This window comes from Nesterenkonia sp. AY15 (assembly GCF_022565855.1).
In the GTDB taxonomy this organism is placed as follows: domain Bacteria; phylum Actinomycetota; class Actinomycetes; order Actinomycetales; family Micrococcaceae; genus Nesterenkonia.
The window spans coordinates 117,739-136,033 of sequence record NZ_JAJOYV010000005.1; the positions used below are offsets into that span (position 1 = coordinate 117,739).

General features: G+C 65.7%; 24 protein-coding genes and 1 tRNA gene. 16 read left to right on the plus strand and 9 right to left on the minus strand.

Features of this window, described 5'->3' with window-relative positions:
• The first annotated feature begins 42 nt into the window (after positions 1 to 42).
• The 5 genes from LSI54_RS09195 (at position 43) to LSI54_RS09215 (ending at position 3,113) form a co-directional block, all read left to right on the plus strand.
• Positions 43 to 115 (plus strand) — tRNA-Val (locus tag LSI54_RS09195).
• A 180-nt stretch (positions 116 to 295) separates the two neighbouring features.
• Positions 296 to 910, plus strand: coding sequence for a hypothetical protein (locus tag LSI54_RS09200; protein ID WP_241464654.1), 615 nt, complete (start codon positions 296 to 298; stop codon positions 908 to 910).
• Between the two features lie 193 nt (positions 911 to 1,103).
• Positions 1,104 to 1,760 (plus strand): GyrI-like domain-containing protein, encoded by a 657-nt coding sequence (locus LSI54_RS09205; RefSeq protein ID WP_241478210.1) that lies wholly within the window; start codon positions 1,104 to 1,106, stop codon positions 1,758 to 1,760.
• A 23-nt stretch (positions 1,761 to 1,783) separates the two neighbouring features.
• Positions 1,784 to 2,248, plus strand: a complete 465-nt coding sequence (locus tag LSI54_RS09210; RefSeq protein ID WP_241464652.1) for a DUF2243 domain-containing protein — start codon at positions 1,784 to 1,786, stop codon at positions 2,246 to 2,248.
• 31 nt (positions 2,249 to 2,279) lie between these two features.
• Positions 2,280 to 3,113, plus strand: a complete 834-nt coding sequence (locus LSI54_RS09215; RefSeq protein WP_241478211.1) for a cytochrome c oxidase assembly protein — start codon at positions 2,280 to 2,282, stop codon at positions 3,111 to 3,113.
• Positions 3,114 to 3,147: 34 nt separating this feature from the next.
• Here the strand turns inward: LSI54_RS09215 and LSI54_RS09220 are convergent, their stop codons facing one another.
• Genes LSI54_RS09220 through LSI54_RS09235 form a run of 4 tightly spaced genes read right to left on the minus strand, consistent with a single transcriptional unit; the run spans position 3,148 to position 5,587 of the window.
• Positions 3,148 to 3,567, minus strand: a complete 420-nt coding sequence (locus tag LSI54_RS09220) for a DUF302 domain-containing protein (RefSeq protein ID WP_241469486.1) — start codon at positions 3,565 to 3,567, stop codon at positions 3,148 to 3,150.
• Positions 3,568 to 3,627: 60 nt separating this feature from the next.
• Positions 3,628 to 4,623, minus strand: a complete 996-nt coding sequence (locus tag LSI54_RS09225; RefSeq protein WP_241478212.1) for a M56 family metallopeptidase — start codon at positions 4,621 to 4,623, stop codon at positions 3,628 to 3,630.
• A complete protein-coding gene (locus LSI54_RS09230; protein WP_241464648.1) occupies positions 4,620 to 5,009 on the minus strand; it encodes a BlaI/MecI/CopY family transcriptional regulator in 390 nt (129 codons plus the stop codon). Before LSI54_RS09230 ends, LSI54_RS09225 begins: the two co-directional genes overlap by 4 nt.
• Complete coding sequence (locus LSI54_RS09235; protein ID WP_241469490.1) at positions 5,006 to 5,587, minus strand: hypothetical protein; 582 nt, start codon at positions 5,585 to 5,587, stop codon at positions 5,006 to 5,008. Before LSI54_RS09235 ends, LSI54_RS09230 begins: the two co-directional genes overlap by 4 nt.
• A 95-nt stretch (positions 5,588 to 5,682) precedes the next feature.
• On the opposite strand from LSI54_RS09235, the gene LSI54_RS09240 reads away from it, so the two are divergent.
• The 5 genes from LSI54_RS09240 (at position 5,683) to LSI54_RS09260 (ending at position 9,645) form a co-directional block, all read left to right on the plus strand.
• The gene (locus tag LSI54_RS09240; RefSeq protein WP_241478213.1) at positions 5,683 to 6,468 is read left to right on the plus strand and encodes a DsbA family protein; all 786 of its coding nucleotides are present in this window, start codon (positions 5,683 to 5,685) and stop codon (positions 6,466 to 6,468) included.
• Positions 6,468 to 7,340, plus strand: a complete 873-nt coding sequence (locus tag LSI54_RS09245; RefSeq protein WP_241464645.1) for a cytochrome c biogenesis CcdA family protein — start codon at positions 6,468 to 6,470, stop codon at positions 7,338 to 7,340. The genes LSI54_RS09240 and LSI54_RS09245 overlap by 1 nt, the downstream gene beginning before the upstream one ends.
• Positions 7,337 to 8,608 carry a hypothetical protein gene (locus LSI54_RS09250; RefSeq protein ID WP_241478214.1) on the plus strand — a complete coding sequence of 424 codons (1,272 nt, stop codon included), beginning with the start codon at positions 7,337 to 7,339 and terminating at the stop codon, positions 8,606 to 8,608. Before LSI54_RS09245 ends, LSI54_RS09250 begins: the two co-directional genes overlap by 4 nt.
• Positions 8,609 to 8,635: 27 nt before the next feature.
• Positions 8,636 to 9,259 carry a class I SAM-dependent methyltransferase gene (locus tag LSI54_RS09255; RefSeq protein WP_241478215.1) on the plus strand — a complete coding sequence of 208 codons (624 nt, stop codon included), beginning with the start codon at positions 8,636 to 8,638 and terminating at the stop codon, positions 9,257 to 9,259.
• Positions 9,260 to 9,342: 83 nt separating this feature from the next.
• On the plus strand, positions 9,343 to 9,645 hold the full coding sequence (locus LSI54_RS09260; protein WP_241464642.1) for a rhodanese-like domain-containing protein: 303 nt from the start codon (positions 9,343 to 9,345) through the stop codon (positions 9,643 to 9,645).
• A 121-nt stretch (positions 9,646 to 9,766) separates the two neighbouring features.
• Here LSI54_RS09260 and map read toward each other — a convergent pair whose 3' ends face one another.
• Positions 9,767 to 10,552 carry a type I methionyl aminopeptidase gene (gene map / locus LSI54_RS09265; RefSeq protein WP_241464641.1) on the minus strand — a complete coding sequence of 262 codons (786 nt, stop codon included), beginning with the start codon at positions 10,550 to 10,552 and terminating at the stop codon, positions 9,767 to 9,769.
• Entirely contained in the window at positions 10,549 to 10,863 is a 315-nt protein-coding gene (locus LSI54_RS09270) for a hypothetical protein (protein WP_241464640.1), read from the minus strand. The genes map and LSI54_RS09270 overlap by 4 nt, the downstream gene beginning before the upstream one ends.
• 121 nt (positions 10,864 to 10,984) lie before the next feature.
• On the opposite strand from LSI54_RS09270, the gene LSI54_RS09275 reads away from it, so the two are divergent.
• On the plus strand, positions 10,985 to 11,686 hold the full coding sequence (locus LSI54_RS09275) for an ion transporter (protein WP_241464639.1): 702 nt from the start codon (positions 10,985 to 10,987) through the stop codon (positions 11,684 to 11,686).
• Between the two features lie 53 nt (positions 11,687 to 11,739).
• Entirely contained in the window at positions 11,740 to 12,507 is a 768-nt protein-coding gene (locus tag LSI54_RS09280) for an NYN domain-containing protein (RefSeq protein ID WP_241464638.1), read from the plus strand.
• Positions 12,508 to 12,545: 38 nt separating this feature from the next.
• On the opposite strand, the gene LSI54_RS09285 is transcribed toward LSI54_RS09280, so the two are convergent.
• From LSI54_RS09285 to LSI54_RS09295, 3 genes are all read right to left on the minus strand, one after another.
• Positions 12,546 to 12,752: a hypothetical protein gene (locus tag LSI54_RS09285; protein WP_241469509.1), complete on the minus strand. Its 207-nt coding sequence runs from the start codon at positions 12,750 to 12,752 to the stop codon at positions 12,546 to 12,548.
• A 171-nt stretch (positions 12,753 to 12,923) separates the two neighbouring features.
• Positions 12,924 to 13,721, minus strand: a complete 798-nt coding sequence (locus LSI54_RS09290) for an SDR family NAD(P)-dependent oxidoreductase (RefSeq protein WP_241465081.1) — start codon at positions 13,719 to 13,721, stop codon at positions 12,924 to 12,926.
• An 80-nt stretch (positions 13,722 to 13,801) separates the two neighbouring features.
• Positions 13,802 to 14,578, minus strand: a complete 777-nt coding sequence (locus LSI54_RS09295; RefSeq protein WP_241478216.1) for an SOS response-associated peptidase — start codon at positions 14,576 to 14,578, stop codon at positions 13,802 to 13,804.
• An 899-nt stretch (positions 14,579 to 15,477) separates the two neighbouring features.
• On the opposite strand from LSI54_RS09295, the gene LSI54_RS09300 reads away from it, so the two are divergent.
• From LSI54_RS09300 to LSI54_RS09315, 4 genes are all read left to right on the plus strand, one after another.
• Positions 15,478 to 16,581 carry an ATP-grasp fold amidoligase family protein gene (locus LSI54_RS09300; protein ID WP_241478262.1) on the plus strand — a complete coding sequence of 368 codons (1,104 nt, stop codon included), beginning with the start codon at positions 15,478 to 15,480 and terminating at the stop codon, positions 16,579 to 16,581.
• A gap of 54 nt (positions 16,582 to 16,635) precedes the next feature.
• Positions 16,636 to 16,872, plus strand: coding sequence for a hypothetical protein (locus LSI54_RS09305; RefSeq protein ID WP_241464634.1), 237 nt, complete (start codon positions 16,636 to 16,638; stop codon positions 16,870 to 16,872).
• A gap of 95 nt (positions 16,873 to 16,967) precedes the next feature.
• The gene (locus LSI54_RS09310; RefSeq protein WP_241478217.1) at positions 16,968 to 17,939 is read left to right on the plus strand and encodes a DMT family transporter; all 972 of its coding nucleotides are present in this window, start codon (positions 16,968 to 16,970) and stop codon (positions 17,937 to 17,939) included.
• A 160-nt stretch (positions 17,940 to 18,099) separates the two neighbouring features.
• The gene (locus tag LSI54_RS09315) at positions 18,100 to 18,279 is read left to right on the plus strand and encodes a hypothetical protein (RefSeq protein WP_241478218.1); all 180 of its coding nucleotides are present in this window, start codon (positions 18,100 to 18,102) and stop codon (positions 18,277 to 18,279) included.
• Positions 18,280 to 18,295 lie beyond the last annotated feature (16 nt).

An 18,295-nucleotide genomic window follows, 5' to 3' on the forward strand; every position in this document is an offset into this window, starting at 1 on the left:
CTTGCTGCACCAGATCGCGCCGTCACGGCGGTGACTGGGCACGGGCCTTTAGCTCAGCTGGTAGAGCACCGCGTTTACACCGCGGTTGTCGTCGGTTCGATCCCGACAGGGCCCACCCACCGTGGATGTTCACACGCCACGCCTTCCCCGCGACCTGGCTGCGACCAGGGGCGGCGGCGCAGGGCACCCGGTTTCGGATTCGGCGAACCGGGCTCTGGAGCGGGTGCTGTGGGGACGTTTATCCTACAGATATGGCGCTCTCGTCACGGAGCCTGACCACAGGGCCCGTCCGGCCATGACCGGCCCTCACCTCGACCTGTGGTGGATTCCGGTAGGCGCCGGTGGGCACGTCGTCGTCCATACAAGCAGGTGGTGGGAGTCGCTGCGCGCGCTCAGGGCCCGCCGTCGAGCCTGTCGGTTGTTCCATGCCGCGCTCGAGGTGTTCGACGGCACCAGCAAGTACGTAATCGAGATGACTCCGGTATGGGGCCAGCCCTCCGGACCTCGCGGCGTGGTGGGCCAGGGGCCTGTCGGTATCCGTTGGTTGGGCGCCTCCCGCTTCTTTCGTTATGAGATCCGATGCTGGAAGGGCGGATCCATACCCGATCGAGACTGGGCGATCGGCCCGCCGGTTCGCTTCCTGCTCGCTCCCGGCGAAGTCGACGCGCTGATCGGACGAATCCCCACGACCCCGCAGCTGACCTGGGGGCGCGACATCTATGGGATCGGAGACATGTGGAACTCCAACTCGCTGATCTCCTGGCTCCTCCAGTCCTCCGGAATCGATGCCGGTCGGCTCGCTCCGCCGGAGGGGGGAGACGCTCCCGGGTGGGACACCGGAATCGCCGCGGCCCGTGTGCCGGATCAGTCCGACTTCGCAGACCAGAAGGACGACGACGCTGGAGCCTGAGTCGATTCCCAGGCAGCTGGCACCGGCGCTAATCTGATCCCATGGCTTCCATCGCATGCACCACCGGCCCGGCATCCGGCTTGGTCGGGATCGGACTGGGCACGGCACTTCTGGCTTCCCGCAGACACCTGGTGCGGCTCTCCTACCAGCCTGCGCTCATCGGTCTCGCCGTGTGGTCAACCCGACAGCCGTCATGACCGAGAAGATCGACTTCAAGAAGACGCTGCCCAGCTATCGGGCCAGGCCCGGAATGCACCAGGTCCTCGAGCTGCCCGAGATGCAGTACCTGATGATCGACGGCCACGGTGACCCGAACACCTCGCCCGAGTACGCGGGCTCGCTGGAGGCGCTGTATCCGCTGGCCTTTGCGCTGAAGTTCTCCAGCAAGCGCGAGCTTGAGAGAGACTATGTGGTCCCGCCGCTGGAAGGCCTGTGGTGGGCCGAGGACATGTCGGTGTTCACCAGCGCGCGGGACAAGTCGAAGTGGCAGTGGACGCTGATGCTCCTGGTTCCTGAGTGGATCGACCAAGAGATGTTCGCCCATGCGGTCACCGCGGTCCGGGCGAGGTCCTCCCCCGCACGCCTGGACGCCGTCCGCCTGGAGGCCCTCACCGAGGGCCACTGCGTACAGACCCTGCACGTGGGCCCCTTCGATGAGGAGCCCAGGACCATCGAACCGATGCACAGCGAATTCATGCCGAGCCATGGTCTTGAACCCACGGGTAAGCACCACGAGGTCTATCTCAGCGACCCGCGCAGGGTCGCGCCTGAGAAGCTGCGCACCATCATCCGCCAGCCCGTCAGACGTTCTCCCGCTTCGGCGGCCGCGATCGTCGTAGAACCCAGGTGACGTGGAGGTCTAGGCTGGGCCCTGTGAGTACAGATCCGAAGGCGCAGCTGGACCGGCGAACGGTGCTCTCGGGGGTGCTGTTCGGGTCCGGGATCGCGGCCTCGATCATCGACCTGTTCATCTTTCACCTGGCGCTGCAGTGGCATCACTTCTACGACCTCTCCACCACGGAGGTGGCCCTGACTGCCGATGGCTTCTTCCACGCCTTCGGCTGGTTCATCACCGTCTGGGGCCTGTTCTTGCTCGCCGATGTGCGACGCCGGACCGAGGTCGCGTGGAAGCGCTGGGCCGGGGCGGTGCTTGCCGGGGTGGGAGCGTTCCAGCTGTTCGACGGGGTGGTCTTCCACAAGCTGCTCGGGATCCACCAGATCCGCTACGGGGTGGACCTGTTCGTCTATGACCTGACCTGGATCGGCTCCGCGGTGGTGCTGCTGGTGATCGGTCTGGTCATGCTGCGCCGCACCCGTCCAGCCGCGGTCCCGGCCTGAACGTCGGGACGGACAAGCCGATGAGCCGCTGATGGGTCACCAGGAGGATCACCTCGGTGCTCCGACGGGTCTCGCGCCGGCGGACCCCTCGGTCTGGGCCGCGCTCGACGTCGTCGTCGTTCTCATGCTGCTCACCGCGGCGCTGGGTCATGCCGCGGCACTCTGGGCCTCCCGCCGACGTACTCCCTGGCCGTTGCACCGCAGCGTGTTGTTCTACCTCGGGCTGGGCTGCGCGGCCACCGGGCTGCTCGGGCCTGTCGCCACCGCGGCGCACACCAGCTTCACCGCGCATATGGCCGGGCACCTGCTGCTGGGCATGATCGCCCCGCTGCTTCTGGTCTTCAGCGCACCGGTCACCCTCGCCCTGCGCGCGCTTCCGGTGCATGCCGCCCGAGGGTTGACCCGGGTCCTGCGCAGTCCCGGCGTGCGGGTGCTCACCCATCCGGTGGTCGCGGGCGTGCTGAACGCGGGCGGACTCTGGCTGCTCTACACCACGGACCTGTTCCAGGTCATGCACTTCTCCCCGGTGGCCTATGCGCTGGTGCATCTGCACATCTTCGTGGCCGGCTATGTGTTCACAGCCTCGCTGGTGGGCGTCGATCCGGACCCGCACCGGGCGTCGATGCCGATGCGGTCGACAGTGCTGATCCTGTTCATCGCGGCGCATTCCATCCTGGCCAAGTGGCTCTATGCGCACCCGCCCGAGGGTGTGGCACCCGGTGACGCGCAGGCCGGCGCGCAGCTGATGTACTACGGCGGAGACGCCGTGGACATCAGCCTGCTGGTGCTGCTCTTTGCCGGCTGGTATTCCACCACGCGTCCTCGCAGCAGTCAGGGCGCGGAGCTCAGCCCACGGCGAGGCTGAGCCCTGCGACCACTCCTGCGGTCAGTTTCTGCGTTCAGTCCTTCGCGGCGGCGCTGATCGCGTCCAAGGCTGCGCGCAGGCGCTGCTCAGCGTCCTCGGCCACCTCTCGGACCGCGGCTGAGTCGCTGAGCTGGACCATGGTCTGCGGGTCGATCGCGTCGATGGTCGCGTGGTCCTCGGTGGCGCCGCGGCGGACCACCACGTTGCAGGGCAGCAGCGCCCCGAGCTCGGGCTCTGCCGCCAGCGCCTTGCTGGCCAGCGTGGGGTTGCAGGCGCCCAGGATGATGTAGTCTCCGACCGCCTCACCGGACTCGGCGCCGAGCTTCTTGGTGAAGGTGGCTTTGACGTCGATCTCGGTGAGGATCCCGAAGCCCTGCTCGGCCAGTGCCGCGCGGGTGGCCTCCACCGCCTGGGTATAGGGCATCGGGACGGTCGTGGTGTGGGTGTAGCTCATGGCCTGCTCCTTCGACTCACAGTTCACCGACCCCTGGCGGGGTCGGCACGTTTTCGGTTCTCAGATGACGCATCCCGAGACGACGGCGGCCAGCGCGGCGCCGTGGGCGGTGGCGCTGGTGACGATCAGCACCGCCATGATCGCGGTCATCGCGACCGCCCCCAGTATCCCCTGGCGGGGGCTCACCGGGGAGATCAGCTGGCGCACGCGCTCCGGTCCCGCTGCCAGCATCATGCGCTGCGCTCCTGTCTGGCTGCTGGCGGTGCGCTGGGCGCTGCTCGCCTCCCCCATGACCAGCAGGGCCGAGGCGAGCGCCCGGGTGCCTGCGCGGCGCTGGGCCGCGTTGTCCGCCGAGACCTCCAGGTAGTGCGGCACCGCGTCCGCGATGGCGCCCGCGAAGGGCACCCAGCGCAGGGGTCCGGTGATGCTGCCGATGAAGTCCAGGACCAGGTGGTGGCGTTCACGCAGATGCGCCGCCTCGTGGGCGAGGACAGCGCGCAGCTCCTGATCGTTCAGCGCCGCGAGCAGGCCCGTGGAGACGACGATGCCCCAGCGGTCCCTGCCCAGCGCGAACGCCGAGGGGTGGGGATCTTCGACCACGGTGACCAGATGACCGTCGATGACCTGGCGTCGTCCCACTGGCAGCAGGGAGCGGCAGGTCTCGCGCAGCAAGGACTTCCGCTTGGCCGCAGCCCGCAGACCCAGTGCCGCGACGAGCAGCACCGCAGCAGCGGGCGCGAAGAGGAACGCGGCTGTGGGGATGCCGGTCTCCATCGCAAAGCCGGTGGAGAAGGGGTTCGACGCCTCCAGGCAGCGCTGGCAGACCTCCGCAACCGGGGCGGGCAGCGGGCTGGGTCCGGTCAGCGCCCAGGCCAGGAACAGTCCAGCCGCCATCACCGATGTCAGCCAGAGCACCAGGCTCGCCCCGAGACCCAGCACAGCCAGGCGTGGGAACCGGATCAGCGCCGGTGCCGCGGCGCGGATCAGCGGACGACCCAGCACGGCTGCGGCGAGCACCGCGAAGACCATGAGCAGGGAGAGCAGCAGGGGGTTCACGGTGAGTCCTGGGAATTCTCACCAGCGAGATAGGCGCGCAGCAGATCTCGCTCCTCGTCCGGCATGGTGTCCACGAAATGCAGGATGGAGGCGGTTCGGTCTCTGCTGACGCCCAGTGCGTGGCGCATCAGGCCTGCGGTGTGTTCCTCGCGGGTCCGCTGCGGGAGGTAGCGCACGGAGCGTCCCACGCGGGTCGGCGCCACCAGAGCTTTGCGTTCGAGGTTGCCCATCACGGTGGCGATGGTGGTGTAGGCCGGGCGGCTGGGCAGCTGGTCCATGACCTCACGGACGGTGTGCCCGGAGTGGTCCCAGAGCAGGTCCATGACCTGCTGCTCCAAGGGGCCGAGTCGTTCGGCGGGCGTCCCGGGCGGGCGTTCTTCGCTCATGTGTTGACCAGGTCCTTCCGCGGGCGCACGGTGCAGGCGACCTGCCCCTTGAGTCGCCAGATCAGCGCGACGCCGGTGAGCAGCATGGCGCCGAGCGCGAGAATCGGCTGGAGCGGTGTGAAGTAGGTGATGGCTCCAGAGTATCCGAGGGCGACGAGCGCGATCTTGTTGCAGACCGGGCAGCCCACTGCGAACCAGGCCAGCACCATGCCGATCATTCCGAAACGGCTGCTGCGCCGATCCTCGGCGGGCGAGATGCCGTCCTGCGCCTCGGCGGTCGCCGGATCATCCTCCGACCCGGACTCCACCGGGCTCGACGCCCGCACATAGGTGGCCATGAGCATGCCGCTGAGCACCGAGGTCAGAATCCACACCGGGTAGTTCCACCACACCGGCGGGATCTCCCGAGCGAAGAACGAGTTGGGAATCAGCACGGTCGCGACTCCCACCAGCAGGCCGACGACGACGGCGGCGATCGCGGCAATGATGATCTGCCGGGGCGTCCAGGAGCGCAGGGCCTGGACCGCGAGCGCGGTGGACGCCTTCCAGCGGGCAAGTCGGATCGAGAGGGAAGTCATGGGACCACTATGCCGCAGATCGACTATCTTGCATAGTTACTATGTTTCGTAGTTACTATGGTCCGTAGTAGATTGTCCGTCCTTGAAAGGCCACGATGTCCCACCCCTTGCCCGCAGAACCGAAAACCCGCTCAAGAAAGAACACCCTGCTGCCGCTGTTCGTGATCATCATCGCCGCCGCGCTCATCGGCTTCGTGATCTGGCAGAGCATCGGCGACGACACTCCTGAGTCGACGCAGGATGGCATGGAACAGGGTGGTGTGGAAGGCGAGTCCCAAGGTCAGGGGCCGGTCGCCGTGCCTGAGGAAGGCGCCCAGCCTGAGCAGTCAGATATGAGCGACATCGAACGCCGAGATCCCGAGGACCTTCTGGCGGTCGGTCCCGCGGACGCTCCAGTGGCGATCGTGATGTTCACCGACGCCCAGTGCCCCTTCTGCGCGGCCTGGCACGACCAGACGCTGCCCACGATGATGGAGTACGTCGAGGAGGGCGATCTGCGCATCGAGTGGCGCGACGTCAACGTCTTCGGCGAAGCCTCCGAACGCGCGGCCCGGGCCACCTACGCAGCGGCGATGCAGGACGCATTCACCGAATACCACGGGCTGCTCTTCGCAGATGGGGAGACGCTTCCCGAGTCCGGGCTCACCGATGAGGGTCTGCTGGATCTCGCCGAGCAGGCGGGACTCGATACCGCGCAGTTCCAAGAGGACATGAACTCCCCTGAGGTCACCGAGCAGATCGCCGCCAATGCGCAGGAGGGCCTCGACATCGGAGCGTACTCCACACCGGCCTTCATCGTGGCGGGGGAACCGATCATCGGCGCCCAGCCCACCGAGGTCTTCGTCACCGCCGTCGATGACGCACTGGCACAGGACCGCTGATGGAGATCAGCCTGGTCACCGCATTCCTCGGAGGAATGCTGGCGCTGTTGAGCCCGTGCAGCGCCTTGTTGCTGCCAGCGTTCTTCGCCTCCACCGTCGGAGCACGACTCAAGCTGCTGGTCCACGGGTCTATCTTCTACCTGGGCCTCATCCTCACGCTGGTCCCGCTGGGACTGGGACTGGGCGCGGTCGGCACCCTGTTCATCGACCACCGTCAGGCGCTGATCGTGGGGACCTCGGTGATCCTCATCCTCCTGGGTCTGGCCCAGATGGTCGGCCTGGGCTTCGACTTCTCCAAGGCGCTGCCAGGGACTCAGCGGCTGCAGCAGCAGGCCCACACCAGAAAAGGTCTGGTCCGCACCTTCCTGCTCGGCGCTGCGAGCGGCGTGGCAGGCTTCTGCGCCGGACCGATCCTGGGAGCGATCCTCACCCTGGCTGTGGCTCAGGGAAGCGTCCCGCTGGCGGGTCTCATGCTCGCCGTCTACGGCGCCGGAATGGTGGTGCCCTTGATCATTCTTGCCGCACTCTGGGGACGCATCGGCACCCGTTCGATGAGGTTCATCCGCGGACGTGGCTTCACCGTGCTCGGGCGTCAGCTCCACACCACCTCCGTGATCGCAGGTGCCCTGATCGCCGGCGTCGGAGTCCTGTTCTGGACCACCAACGGCCTGGTGACCGCGCCCTCCCTGGTCCCCAGTGAAACCCAGGGGTGGCTGCAGGCGATGAGCTCCTCGGTCTCCGGGCCGGTGGCAGACATCCTTCTGATCCTCGGGATCTCAGCAGCCATCCTTCTCGTCTGGGCGGTGAACCGTCGCTCCAGCGTCCGCGCTCAGGAGCGCGCTCCAGACACCCGGAAGGAGACACTGCGATGAGCGCCGGTCACCGTGGTCGCCCACAGCCTCGGGCAGCTGCACTCCTCGGTGTCCTCGCACTGACCCTGGGAGCCTGTTCGACTGAACCGAACCAGGAAGCCTCCGTGGAGCATGACCCAGCGGCGCCGCCGGTCGACATCGATGCAGACCCAGTCCAGGTGCAGTCATCGGCCGAGGAAGCTGACCTTGACGCCATCCACCTCCCAGTGAGCCTGACAGGTCTCGTCAGTGTGGATCCCCAGTGGGACACTCCCCCGCAGGTTCACGACGGCGTCTTTCTCGCCCCCGGCGAGCAGGACGGCAGACTGGTGTTCAGCGCCGTGTCCGCCGATGGGACCGTGCTGTGGACCGCAGAACGCCCGTTGAGCTGCTCCGGCTTCGCCCTGACGAGCGCGGGTGACCGTTCTCTCGCGGTGCTCACCGATCTCGCCGACCCGACCGGGTCTGGTGATTCATTCGGGACCACCACCGCGACGGCCTATGACTTGAACACCGGGGAGGAAGTCTGGGGTCCAGTGGAGGTCCCCGGACCGCATCAAGGCCCTGGGCTGGTCTTTGCCGAACGCGGTGACGAACCACTGGGCGGCACCGGACAGCGAGTCGCCCTGGACGCCGCCACCGGAGAACGCAGCCCGGAGGGCGCCGAGGTCATCGGGGAGTTCTTCGGAACGACGGTCATCGCCGACGATGGAGAGCTCGCCGCCTTCGCCAGCGGACGTTCCGGCGAGCTGTGGCGCGCGGCGTCACCGAGCGCCGCGACCGCCGCTGAAGGGGAAGTCCCGGTCAGTCCGGCGACGAACCGGCTTCCCCCTGGCAGCGCCCTCATCGGCTCATCGGAGGATGGTTTTGACCTATGGGACCTCACCGACGGCGAGCCCCTCAGCGGCGGCCTGGATGACGCGATGTTCGATGCGATGTCCGAGACCTGGGTCGCGATCCGCGAGGATGAACTCGCCGGATTCGACTCCGCAGGCGGGGAACTCTGGTCCGTGGACCTCGAAGCAGAACCCACACTTCTCGGCGTGGGCGGAGTGATGGCCTATCTCCTTGCAGACGGAGAGGACCTGGACATCTACAACGTGGTCACCGGCAACACCGCCCGGGTCTACGATCCGCTTGAGGATGGTGCAACTGCCATTCCGCTCGCGTTCACGGAGACTGGCGCCAGCGTCGTCGACACGGGGACGCAGATCCTCCTGGTCACCGAAGTGCCAGGTTCTGCGGAAGACTATGCGGGCGAGGGGGATCCATTTGAAGACCGACCGTGACGATGTCGACAGACGAGAGGTCCTACCGTGAGTGATGACAACCCGAGAGACTTCTGGGAGACCCGCTATGCCGACTCGGACCGGGTCTGGTCCGGTCGCGTCAATGCGACCATGAGCTCGTTGGTCGCTGATCTGCCTGCCGGACGCGCCTTGGACCTGGGCTGTGGAGAGGGCGGCGATGTCCTCTGGCTCGCGAAACAGGGTTGGCAGGCCTTCGGCGTCGACATCTCGGAGACCGCCGTCCTGCGGGCGCGGACACACGCGGAGCAAGAAGGGCTCGGGGGCGGCAGCGCGGAGTTCCTGGCCGCGAATCTGCCCGAGGGTATGCCGGAGGGGCCTTTCGATCTGATCACCGCCTCCTTCCTGCAGTCCCCGGTGGCACTCGACCGGCGGAAGATTCTTCGTGCCGCCGCCGACCGGGTCTCGGTCGGCGGGCACCTCGTCCTGGTCTCCCACGCCACAGCGCCCCCGTGGGCAGAGCACAACCACGGACCCGCGGAGATGCCGACCCTCGGCGGTGACCTGGCCGCACTGGAGCCGCGGAAGGCCTGGGAAGTAGAGGTGGGCGAGGTTCGCCACCGAAACGTGGTCGGACCGCACGGTGAAGACGCGATGCTTGAAGACCTGGTCATCGTGGCGAGGAAGTTGTGACAGATCACTGGCTCTGGGCTGAGTACCTCTCAGATCCGGATGTAGACCCACGACGAGCCATACTTGGAACTTAGGAGTTCACTATGCAGGAAGTTGCACCCTCGGCGGCCTTCGATCGTCTGGGAACAGCCCAGTTTGTTGACGTGCGAGAAGACTCGGAAGTCACGGGCGGCATGATCCCTGGGGCCTTCCATATTCCGCTCGGACAGCTGGGTGCGCGTCTGGCCGAACTTGATCCGGCGCGTGAGACGATCACCGTCTGTCGCAGCGGCAAGCGAAGCCTGACCGCCGCCCAGACGCTGGAAGACGCAGGGTTCACCGTTGCAAGCATGCAAGGTGGGATGAACGAGTGGAGTTCCCAGAACCGCCCGACGGCTCTGCCCTGAGAGCAGACAGCCGCGACTCACCATCGCGCCATCACAGGTGAATGCCGGACTGACCTTCGACTATTGAACGGGAGCCTGGAGCCCAACCACTCTGGTGGCAGTGACCCGTGGCTGAGTGCAACTAGTCGAACCTGCCAGGTGTCGGCAGGGTGAGGATCTCGGCTCCGTCCTCGGTGATCGCGATGGTGTGCTCGCTGTGGGCAGTGCGGGCTCCGGTGGCGCTGCGCAGCGTCCACCCGTCGGCGTCGGTGCGCAGTTCATCGGTGTCGGCCATGATCCAGGGCTCCAGCGCGAGCAGCAGGCCGGGCTGGAGCTGATATCCGCGTCCTGGGCGGCCGGTGTTCACGACGTGCGGGTCCTGGTGCATGGTCGATCCCAGGCCGTGTCCGCCGAACTGAGTGTTGATCGGATACCCAGCCTCTGTGAGAACCATGCCGATGGCGTGGGAGAGGTCCCCGATCCGGGCTCCCGGGCCGGCGGCGGCGATCCCCGCAGCCAGCGCCCGTTCGGTGGCCTCTATCATCGCCACGTCCTCGGGCGGCGCAGAGTTCCCGACGATGAAGCTGATCGCCGAGTCCGCGACCACCCCGTCCAGCGACACTGCGAGGTCGAGGGTGAGCAGGTCACCGTCGGCCAGCGTGTGGTCATGCGGCTTGCCGTGGAGCACCGCGTCGTTCACCGAGGTGCAGATGTAGTGGCCGAAGGGTCCGCGCCCGAAGGATGGCTCGTAGGCCACGTAGCAGGAGGTGGCGCGGGCCTCGAAGATCATCTCCCGGGTCCAGTCGTCGATCTCCAGCAGGTTCGTGCCCACCGTCGCGCGGCGCTTCATGGTCTGCAGAATGTCGGCGACCAGTGCGCCGGTGACTCGCGCGCGGGCAAGTCCGGTGGCGCTGAGGATCTCGATCATGAAGCACCTTCGGCGGCGGCTGCAGTGACCCGGCGGTTGTGCAAGAGGTTCCGCAGACAGCCCGGCAGCGTGCCCAGCAGGATCAGGATCGGACCGGCCGAGCGACCGTAGACGTCACTGAAGATCCAGGCACTTGCGAGGAAGCAGACGAACGCCAGGAGCCGCACCACAGCGACCTGTGGTGGATTGATCGGCGGTTTGCCGAAGAAGAACGGCAGCCGGGAGTCGGGATTCACTCTCCGGAGCATGTCGAAGGACGCGGTGAAGAGCACCGCTGCCAGAACCCAGAGGATGATCGCGAATAGCTCCATCGGATCATTCCATCGCCCAGGCCTGCTCCCGTCAATCTTCCTCGCGGCCAGAACAGCTCCGGCCGCCCTCGTAGAGTGGCGGGAGGGAACCCATCGCATCACCTATGGAGGTCAGCAGACCGTGAGAAGCCGATCCACGCGCGCACCGGCGCAGCAGGCAGAGCGGGAGAATGCCGCCGAACGCCTCGCGGCACAGCTGGACCGACCCATGGGCATGCTCGGCATCTTGTTCCTGTTCGTCTTTCTGGGCCAGATGCTCGTCACCGAGCCCGGATGGAGCCGGGCGCTGAGCGTCGCCGGCTGGGTGTTCTGGGCCGTCTTCGTCGCGGAATTCCTTCTGCGCGCGTATGTTGCCGGGTTCCAGAGGGCGTTCTGGCGGCGGAACTGGTGGCAGGTGATCTTCCTGCTGGTGCCGTTCCTGCGCTTCGTCCGCGCGCTGCAGGCAGTGCGGGTGCTGCGCGTGACGCGCGTCGCACGGGTGGGAGGGATCCTCTCCGCCGGGGTGCGCGGTTCCCGGTCAGCCGGGCGGCTGCTCTCCAGCCGCATCGGCTGGCTCGCCGCGGTGACCGCCGTCGTCATCCTGGCGGCGAGTCAGCTGCTCTACGCCTTCGAATCCCACACCGACTACACCACCGCGCTCTACGAGGCGGCGCTGGCCACCGTGACCGGCACCGGAATAACCACCGAGGACCCGTTCTCCAAAGTGGTACACCTGGTGCTGGCGGCGTACTCCGTAGGCGTCTTCGCGACACTTGCCGGGTCCGTCGGCGCGTACTTCCTGCGCGGGGAGGATCCGGTGGTTCAAGAGAGTGAAGATGGTTAGTTTCTTCCATCCTGAAAGCATGTTAACTCGTGTGAGAAGTTGACCACCAGAAGGTGGAGCTCCATGATCAACAAGTGAATAGTGACAAGAAGCGAATCGCGTTGCTCATAGATGTCGAAAACGCGCCAGCCTCAAAGGTTGACGTTGTGCTCGCAGAAGTCGCGCGCCATGGCGTTGCCACCGTCCGACGAGCGTACGGCAACTGGAAGAGTCCCCGGCTCCAGCAGTGGGAGGCCGCCCTCCATCCATACGCGATCCGACCGATGCAGCAATTTGCCTACAGCACCGGGAAGAATTCTGCCGATATGGCGATGGTGATTGATGCGATGGATCTGCTTCGTGCGGGCTCGATCGACGCGTTCGCCCTCCTGTCGAGCGACGCGGACTTCACGCCGCTGGTGATGCGGATACTGGCGGACGGCCTGAAAGTGTACGGCTTCGGCGAGAATAAGACTCCCAAGCCGTTCGTCAATGCCTGTTCTCAGTTCATCTACGTGGAAAGCCTGAGGCAGCTCTCCGGCAGCACACGCGCCTCGACGGGTGGTCCAAGCGTCGCGAAGTCCGTGGGCGGTGATGCCGGCCTTGTCCTCCTGATGCGCAATGCTGTCGAAGCTGCCCGCGGCGACGACGGTTGGGCGAATCTCGGTGCCGTGGGGCAACAGATCAGCAACCAGGCATCGCTGGACCCGAGAAACTACGGCTATCGAAAACTGAGCGATCTGATCGAGGCGACAGAACTGTTCCAGGTCAAACGTCAGAATCTGGGCGTCTTTGTGCGAGATAGGGGCCTAGCGGTATCGGGAGCTCCCCGTCGAGGCTGAGCACCCGGGTGAGAGTCAGCTGGGCTGGCGCGCCCACCTCAACTGCGCAGATTCACGCTGAGGTCCTGATCGGCCGTGGCCTGGAGTGACTCGCTATCGGCGGTCATCGTCTCCGCACCCGGGACCCGATCGGTGTTCTGCGCGCTGACGGCGAGCCAGGCGCCGTCGTCGTCCTCTGCTGTCCCAGGCTGCCGCTGGAAGGTGAAGCTGATGACACCCTGCCGGGTGCCGGAATCCGTAGTCATGCGCGGCCCGGATCCGCTTCCGGCTGTTCCACCAGAGACCGACCACGTCGACGAAGTTCGCATCCTCGACGAGGAGCGCGGCCAGGGCGTCGGCGTCAGCAGCCTTCCACGCCTGCGCGAAACCTTGGGCGACTCCTCCAGGGGTGCTGGTGCCACCGCCTTCCGCCCCGGTCACGGCAGGATCGAATCGACGTAACCACCGTCGACCCGCAGCGCGCCACCGGTGGTGGCCGAGGCCAGCGGTGAGGCGAGATAGGCGACCATGTTCCCGATCTCCTCGGGTTCGATGAGTCGGTGCAGCAGCGACTGGGCGCGGTGTTCCTGCATGAACTCTCGCTGCGCTTCGGCCCAGGACTTGGATGAATCCACCAGCTGGTAGACGAAGTCTTCGATGCCTGCAGTGAGGGTGGGCCCTGCCAACACCGAGTTCACCGTCACACCAGATCCGGCAGCTTCTTTCGCGAAACCGCGCGAGACGGCAAGCAGCGCCGATTTGGTGGCTCCGTAGTGGATCATCTCGGCGGGGATCACGACGGCGGAATCACTGGCGATGTTCACGACTCGGCCCCAGCCGCGGGCCATCATCTTCGGCAGTGTGGCGCGGATCAGCCGAACCGCGGAGAGGACGTTGACCTCCCAGAACCGCTGCCAGTCGGCATCGGGGATCTCCAGGGCCGGCTGGGCGCCGAAGATGCCGAGGTTGTTGACCAGAATGTCTACCTCGCCGACGGCCCCGAGGGCTTCGGTCAACCCCTCATCCGTGGTCACATCCCCGGGTGCGCCGATGAGAAGCTCTTCGGGCAGACCGTCCTTGGCGAGAATGAGGATGGCGGCCTCCACCTTGTGGGCGCTGCGGCCGTTGATCCCCACGCGAGCTCCGGCCTCGGCGAGCCGCTTCGCTATTGCGAAGCCGATGCCCTGAGTGGAACCACTCACGAAGGCTGTCTTGCCGGTGAGGTCCAACGCAATCATGGTCTGCTCCTGCTGTTCCCGGGGGTGCTTGTCGCTGCGGCGGAGCCGTGGTGACGCCAAGGCGGATCACCGCACGTTCATCTCCACAGAGTCGGTGTAGGTTCCAAGAGTTGCGGTCCGTTGTTGCGCACGTTGCCCACCGCCGGGTCCACCTCGTAGATCTCCCAGCCCGAGGCGGCCTCGGGGATCTCCCCGCGCAGCTGCTCAAGCAGCACCTCGAGCTCCTCAGGCGTCTTCTCCCCCGGGTGGATCCACTGAGCGGCGAACTCCTCGGTCATCGCCAGGGGGATGCGGTCATGCAGCGCGGCGAGCTCGCTGAGCACACCGTCGTCGGTGGTCTCCGGGGAGGGCCCGGTGAGGATGGTGCAGGAGAGGATCCAGGGGTCGGACTCGCCGCGGGCCTCGGCGTTCTTGTCCTTCCACCTTTCGTAGAGTCCGGCGAAGACCAGAGGTGAGCCATCAGCGGAACGGATCGCATGCGGTCGCTTCTTCGCTCCCTGCGCCTTCCACTCGTAGTAGGCCTCGGCGGGGACCGCACAGCGCCGAGATTTCGCCGCCGAGCGGAAGCTGGGTTTGGAAGCGACAGTCTCGGAACGGGCATTGAAGGTCCGGGAGCTGAATGTCATGTCCTTGGCCCAGACCGGAAGCAGTCCCCAGCGAGCAGGATGGAGTTCACGCAAGAGCTCCCCGGCGTCGTCATAGCGCTCCACCAGGATGGGCACCGTGGAGGTCGGGGCGACGTTCCAATTCGGCGCGATCTCGAAAGCCGGCGGCTGCACCGGCCCGAGCCGCGCCCGGTTCAGATCATCGGCCAGATCACCGGTGTCCTTGGCCATGACGTAGCGTCCACACATGCTCTGAGCTTTCCAGATCGGGGGTTCGGAGGGCAATTGTCGTGGCCTCCGGGTCTTCACCGACGTTGAAGGGACCCGCGCCCTCGACCACCGCCGACCTCGCGTCCGCACCGATGGCGATGGGGTCTGCGAAGAGCCGGCGGGTCTCGTGGGGAGGAAATCCGACGCCCGCGGCGCCGCAGCCTTCGAGAGCTCTGCATCGCGCGACAGTGCCACGTAGAGCGCAAGGAGCTCAGGCTCGAGAGTGTCGAGCCGCGCCAAGATGTCTTGGCCGCGGCGGGTCCGGGTGATTGCGGCGAAGTGCATGCGCCCGTCCGGTAGATCCACGAACATGTGGTCTACCCCGTCGGTGACCGCAACCTGTCGGAGGAGGGGGCCGGCTCGCGGGGCGCGCAGGCCCAGCCAGATGGGCTGCAAGGCTGGTCTCCTGACGACTGCGCCCAGACACTCAGACACGAACCACCAAGCGGCTGGCCGCTCAGTCCCAGATCGAGATTGCGCGTCTGCCCTTCTGAGCTTCGACGCCGTCGGGACCGCAATGAACAAGCAGCCGCAGAAGCCGATCTAGACTTCTGAAGCACGGAACAGGACTCGCTGTTGGAAATGACCCCACTACGGGATCACTAATCGCGACCACAACGTGTACTTCGGCGTCACAGAAACGCAGATGAGCCCACTCACATATACGGTTGAAACCGCAGAAAAGCGGGAGCTGCATCCTAGAACCCCTGACAACCTGATCCTCAGATCACGCGCGGGCAGGATCGCGGCCCATGCACCACTTCGGTGGTGGAAATCGACCAGCAGCTCTCAGGGCTGACTCATCACGACGCGCAAAGAACCGGTACCCCTACATGACATCCGCCATAACCGATACGAAATCACCCTTTTTGAATTTCGTGACGGCCGAGTTTTGGAACCGCGGCTCCCAGCATCGTCGTGACCTATCGAACAAGACCTACGTTCATCAGCTTCTCGCGGAGAAGACTCTCGGCGGGGAACGAATCGGATTGCCCAAGCAGCACGCGGTCCTCACCTCCACGAATCAGATCACCTCAGACGTCCTCGGGGACCGGGTGGCGCTCAAATTCGCGAATGGCTGGTCAGCCAAGGGAGTCATGCTGCTCGAACGCATCGACGCGGACCGGTACTACGACCATATGGCTCTGCGCGAATGGACGCTTGAGGGAATTCGGGAGAAGCAGGATTCGGTAGCGACAGCATTCCCAGGCAAGAAGGCCGAATGGATCGTGGAGGAGCTCCTTCGCGGAGCCCAGCCCGGTGCGGTGCCCTTCGACTACAAGTTCTACATGTTCCAGGGACAGATCGGCATGGTCGCGCAGATCGACCGGAACTACTCACCGCCCCGCATGGTCAAGCTGGACGGAGATCTGAAGCCACTCGTCGCAGGGCGGGACTACATCTTCAAGCCGAAGGACCTGCAGCCAGGAGTTCCGGTGGTCCCGCGCTCTGCGGTGATGCTCTCCCGGTGGGCCATCGAGCTCGCGAAGATGACCGATGCCCCGTTCGTCAGAGTCGACCTCTACGACACCGACGACGGCCCGTACTTCGGCGAATTCACGTTCTCATCAGGGGCGGAGTTCAAACGCACGATCACCTACAGCCAAGAGGTGCTCGACTACTTCGATGCGCTGTTCGCCGATGCGGAGAAGACCCTGAAGGGGGAGGCCGTCGAACCCCGGCGAAGCTGGAGCACTCTGCTGCAGTCCACCAACGCTGAGGTCCTGGCTGCACATCCACGGATCAGCCTTCAGCAGTACCAGCGCTTCGCCAAGTTTCTCTATCACCGAGGCAGCCTCGGAGGATTCCGGCTGGCACAGGCGCAGAAGAGCTTGATGGAAGACGGTGGAGACAAGGCGATCAATGACTACCTGTCCGAGGCACACAGCTCCGCCGGACGGCAGGCCTTAGCGCGCCGTCCACAACTTCCGCCAGGACTTCGGAAGATCGTCGGAAAAGTCTATAGAAGGCTCCGCCGGTAGCTCAGCTGGCGGGTCACGATCACAGCCCGTGATGAGGGACTGACCGCCCGCTGCATGGAGATCTCCCGTGTGAGCATTGCCTGGGTCGAGATCCTCTCGGTCGAAGAGGGTCCTGAGACAGGATTCGCCGAGGGAGCCGGGTATCGCGTTCTCGCAGATGGGAAAGCAGGGCTCCTCGTCGGTGGGCCATTCATCGAAGTCCGCGATGCGCGCAAGACCTGTCTGTTGAGCGCCCATGACTCTGAGGCCGTGGCGGAGGAGATTCGCCGGCGCCTCGTGACAGCGAGCTGAAGGTCACCACGGCGATAGTCTGAGTACCTGACCTCGCCGGTGTTCCGACACCGGACCACGCCTCCGCCCTCGATCATCGACCAGGAACCACTCTGATGCTCCCCTACCTGTTGATGGTCATGGTCGTGATCTTCTACGCGGGAAACATTCTGGTCGGAGAGGCGCTCAACGATCTGCCGCCGCTGACCATCGCGTTTTCACGACTGGCCGTCGCTTTTCTCTGCCTCGTGCCTCTGGCGGCCAGGACGGCGTGGCGATCCAGAGGCCTGTTCCTCCACGAGTGGAAGCCGCTGCTGCTGCTCACCCTGACCGGCGTCGCGTTCTTCAACACCTTCATCTACGCCGCTCTCCAGTTCACCTCCTCGACGAATGTCTCGGTGCTGGAGACCCTGATTCCCGCGCTGACTCTGGCGCTGAGCGCCCTGGTGCTGCGGGAAAGGCTGTATGCGCTGCAATGGTCAGGGTTGGCGCTGTCGATCCTCGGGGCGCTGTGGGTGATCACCGATGGTCAGATCTTCGCCCTGGCACAGCTGGAGTGGAACATCGGTGACGGAATCATGATCGGGGCGGTCGCGTCCTGGGCGGTCTATTCGCTGGCCGTCACGCGCTACCTCAGTCTGTTTCCCACCTTCAGCGTGCTTCTGGTGATGACCGGGCTCGCCGCGGTGATCCTGGCGCCGTTGGTCGTCATCGAATGGGCGGTGCTCGGGGTGCCGGCCTTCAGCGCGGCCGAACACCTTCCGGGTCTGATCTACCTGGGAGTCTTTCCCGGCCTGCTCGCCCTGTTCTTCTACAACCGCGCGGTCCAGCAGCTCGGTGCCTCCCGCGCCTCCATCTTCTTGAACTTCCTTCCGGTCGCCACGATGGCCGGCGCGGTGCTGTGGCTCGACGCCCAGCTGACGCTGCCCAAGATCACCGGTGCGCTCGTCGTCGTTCTGGGGGTCTTCATCACCACCCGGGCGGGCAGGCGCCCACCCCTTTCGCGGAGCCGGACTCACAGACTGGCGCATCCCAGCAGCCGCGAGGGACTGCGTGAAACCTTCAGACCACCAGAGGAGAAAACATGACCAACAGCGACCGCAGAGATGATCGGACCTTCTCCGAAGCGGCTCCGAAGTCGCCGCAGCAGCTGGCCTCGCCCAAGGCTTCCAGCGAGCCTGTGCCTTTGCGTCGCGCGGGAGCTGGGGCGGGGCAGGGACAGGAGGCGACGCTCCGACAGGCGCAGTGGTGGGCATATTCTTCACCGTCTTCTACGTCATGCAGTTCAGTCCAGCGGTGCTCTCCGAGGGGTGTCTCGAGGTCAGTCCCTTCGTCGATGCGGTGAGCTGCCTGGCCCTCGCGGCGCTGCCCCGCGTGTTCCTCCGCGCAGGATCGGGCAAGGCCACGGCCAGGTCCGATTCCCGCTAGCTTTCCGCGTGCGCGA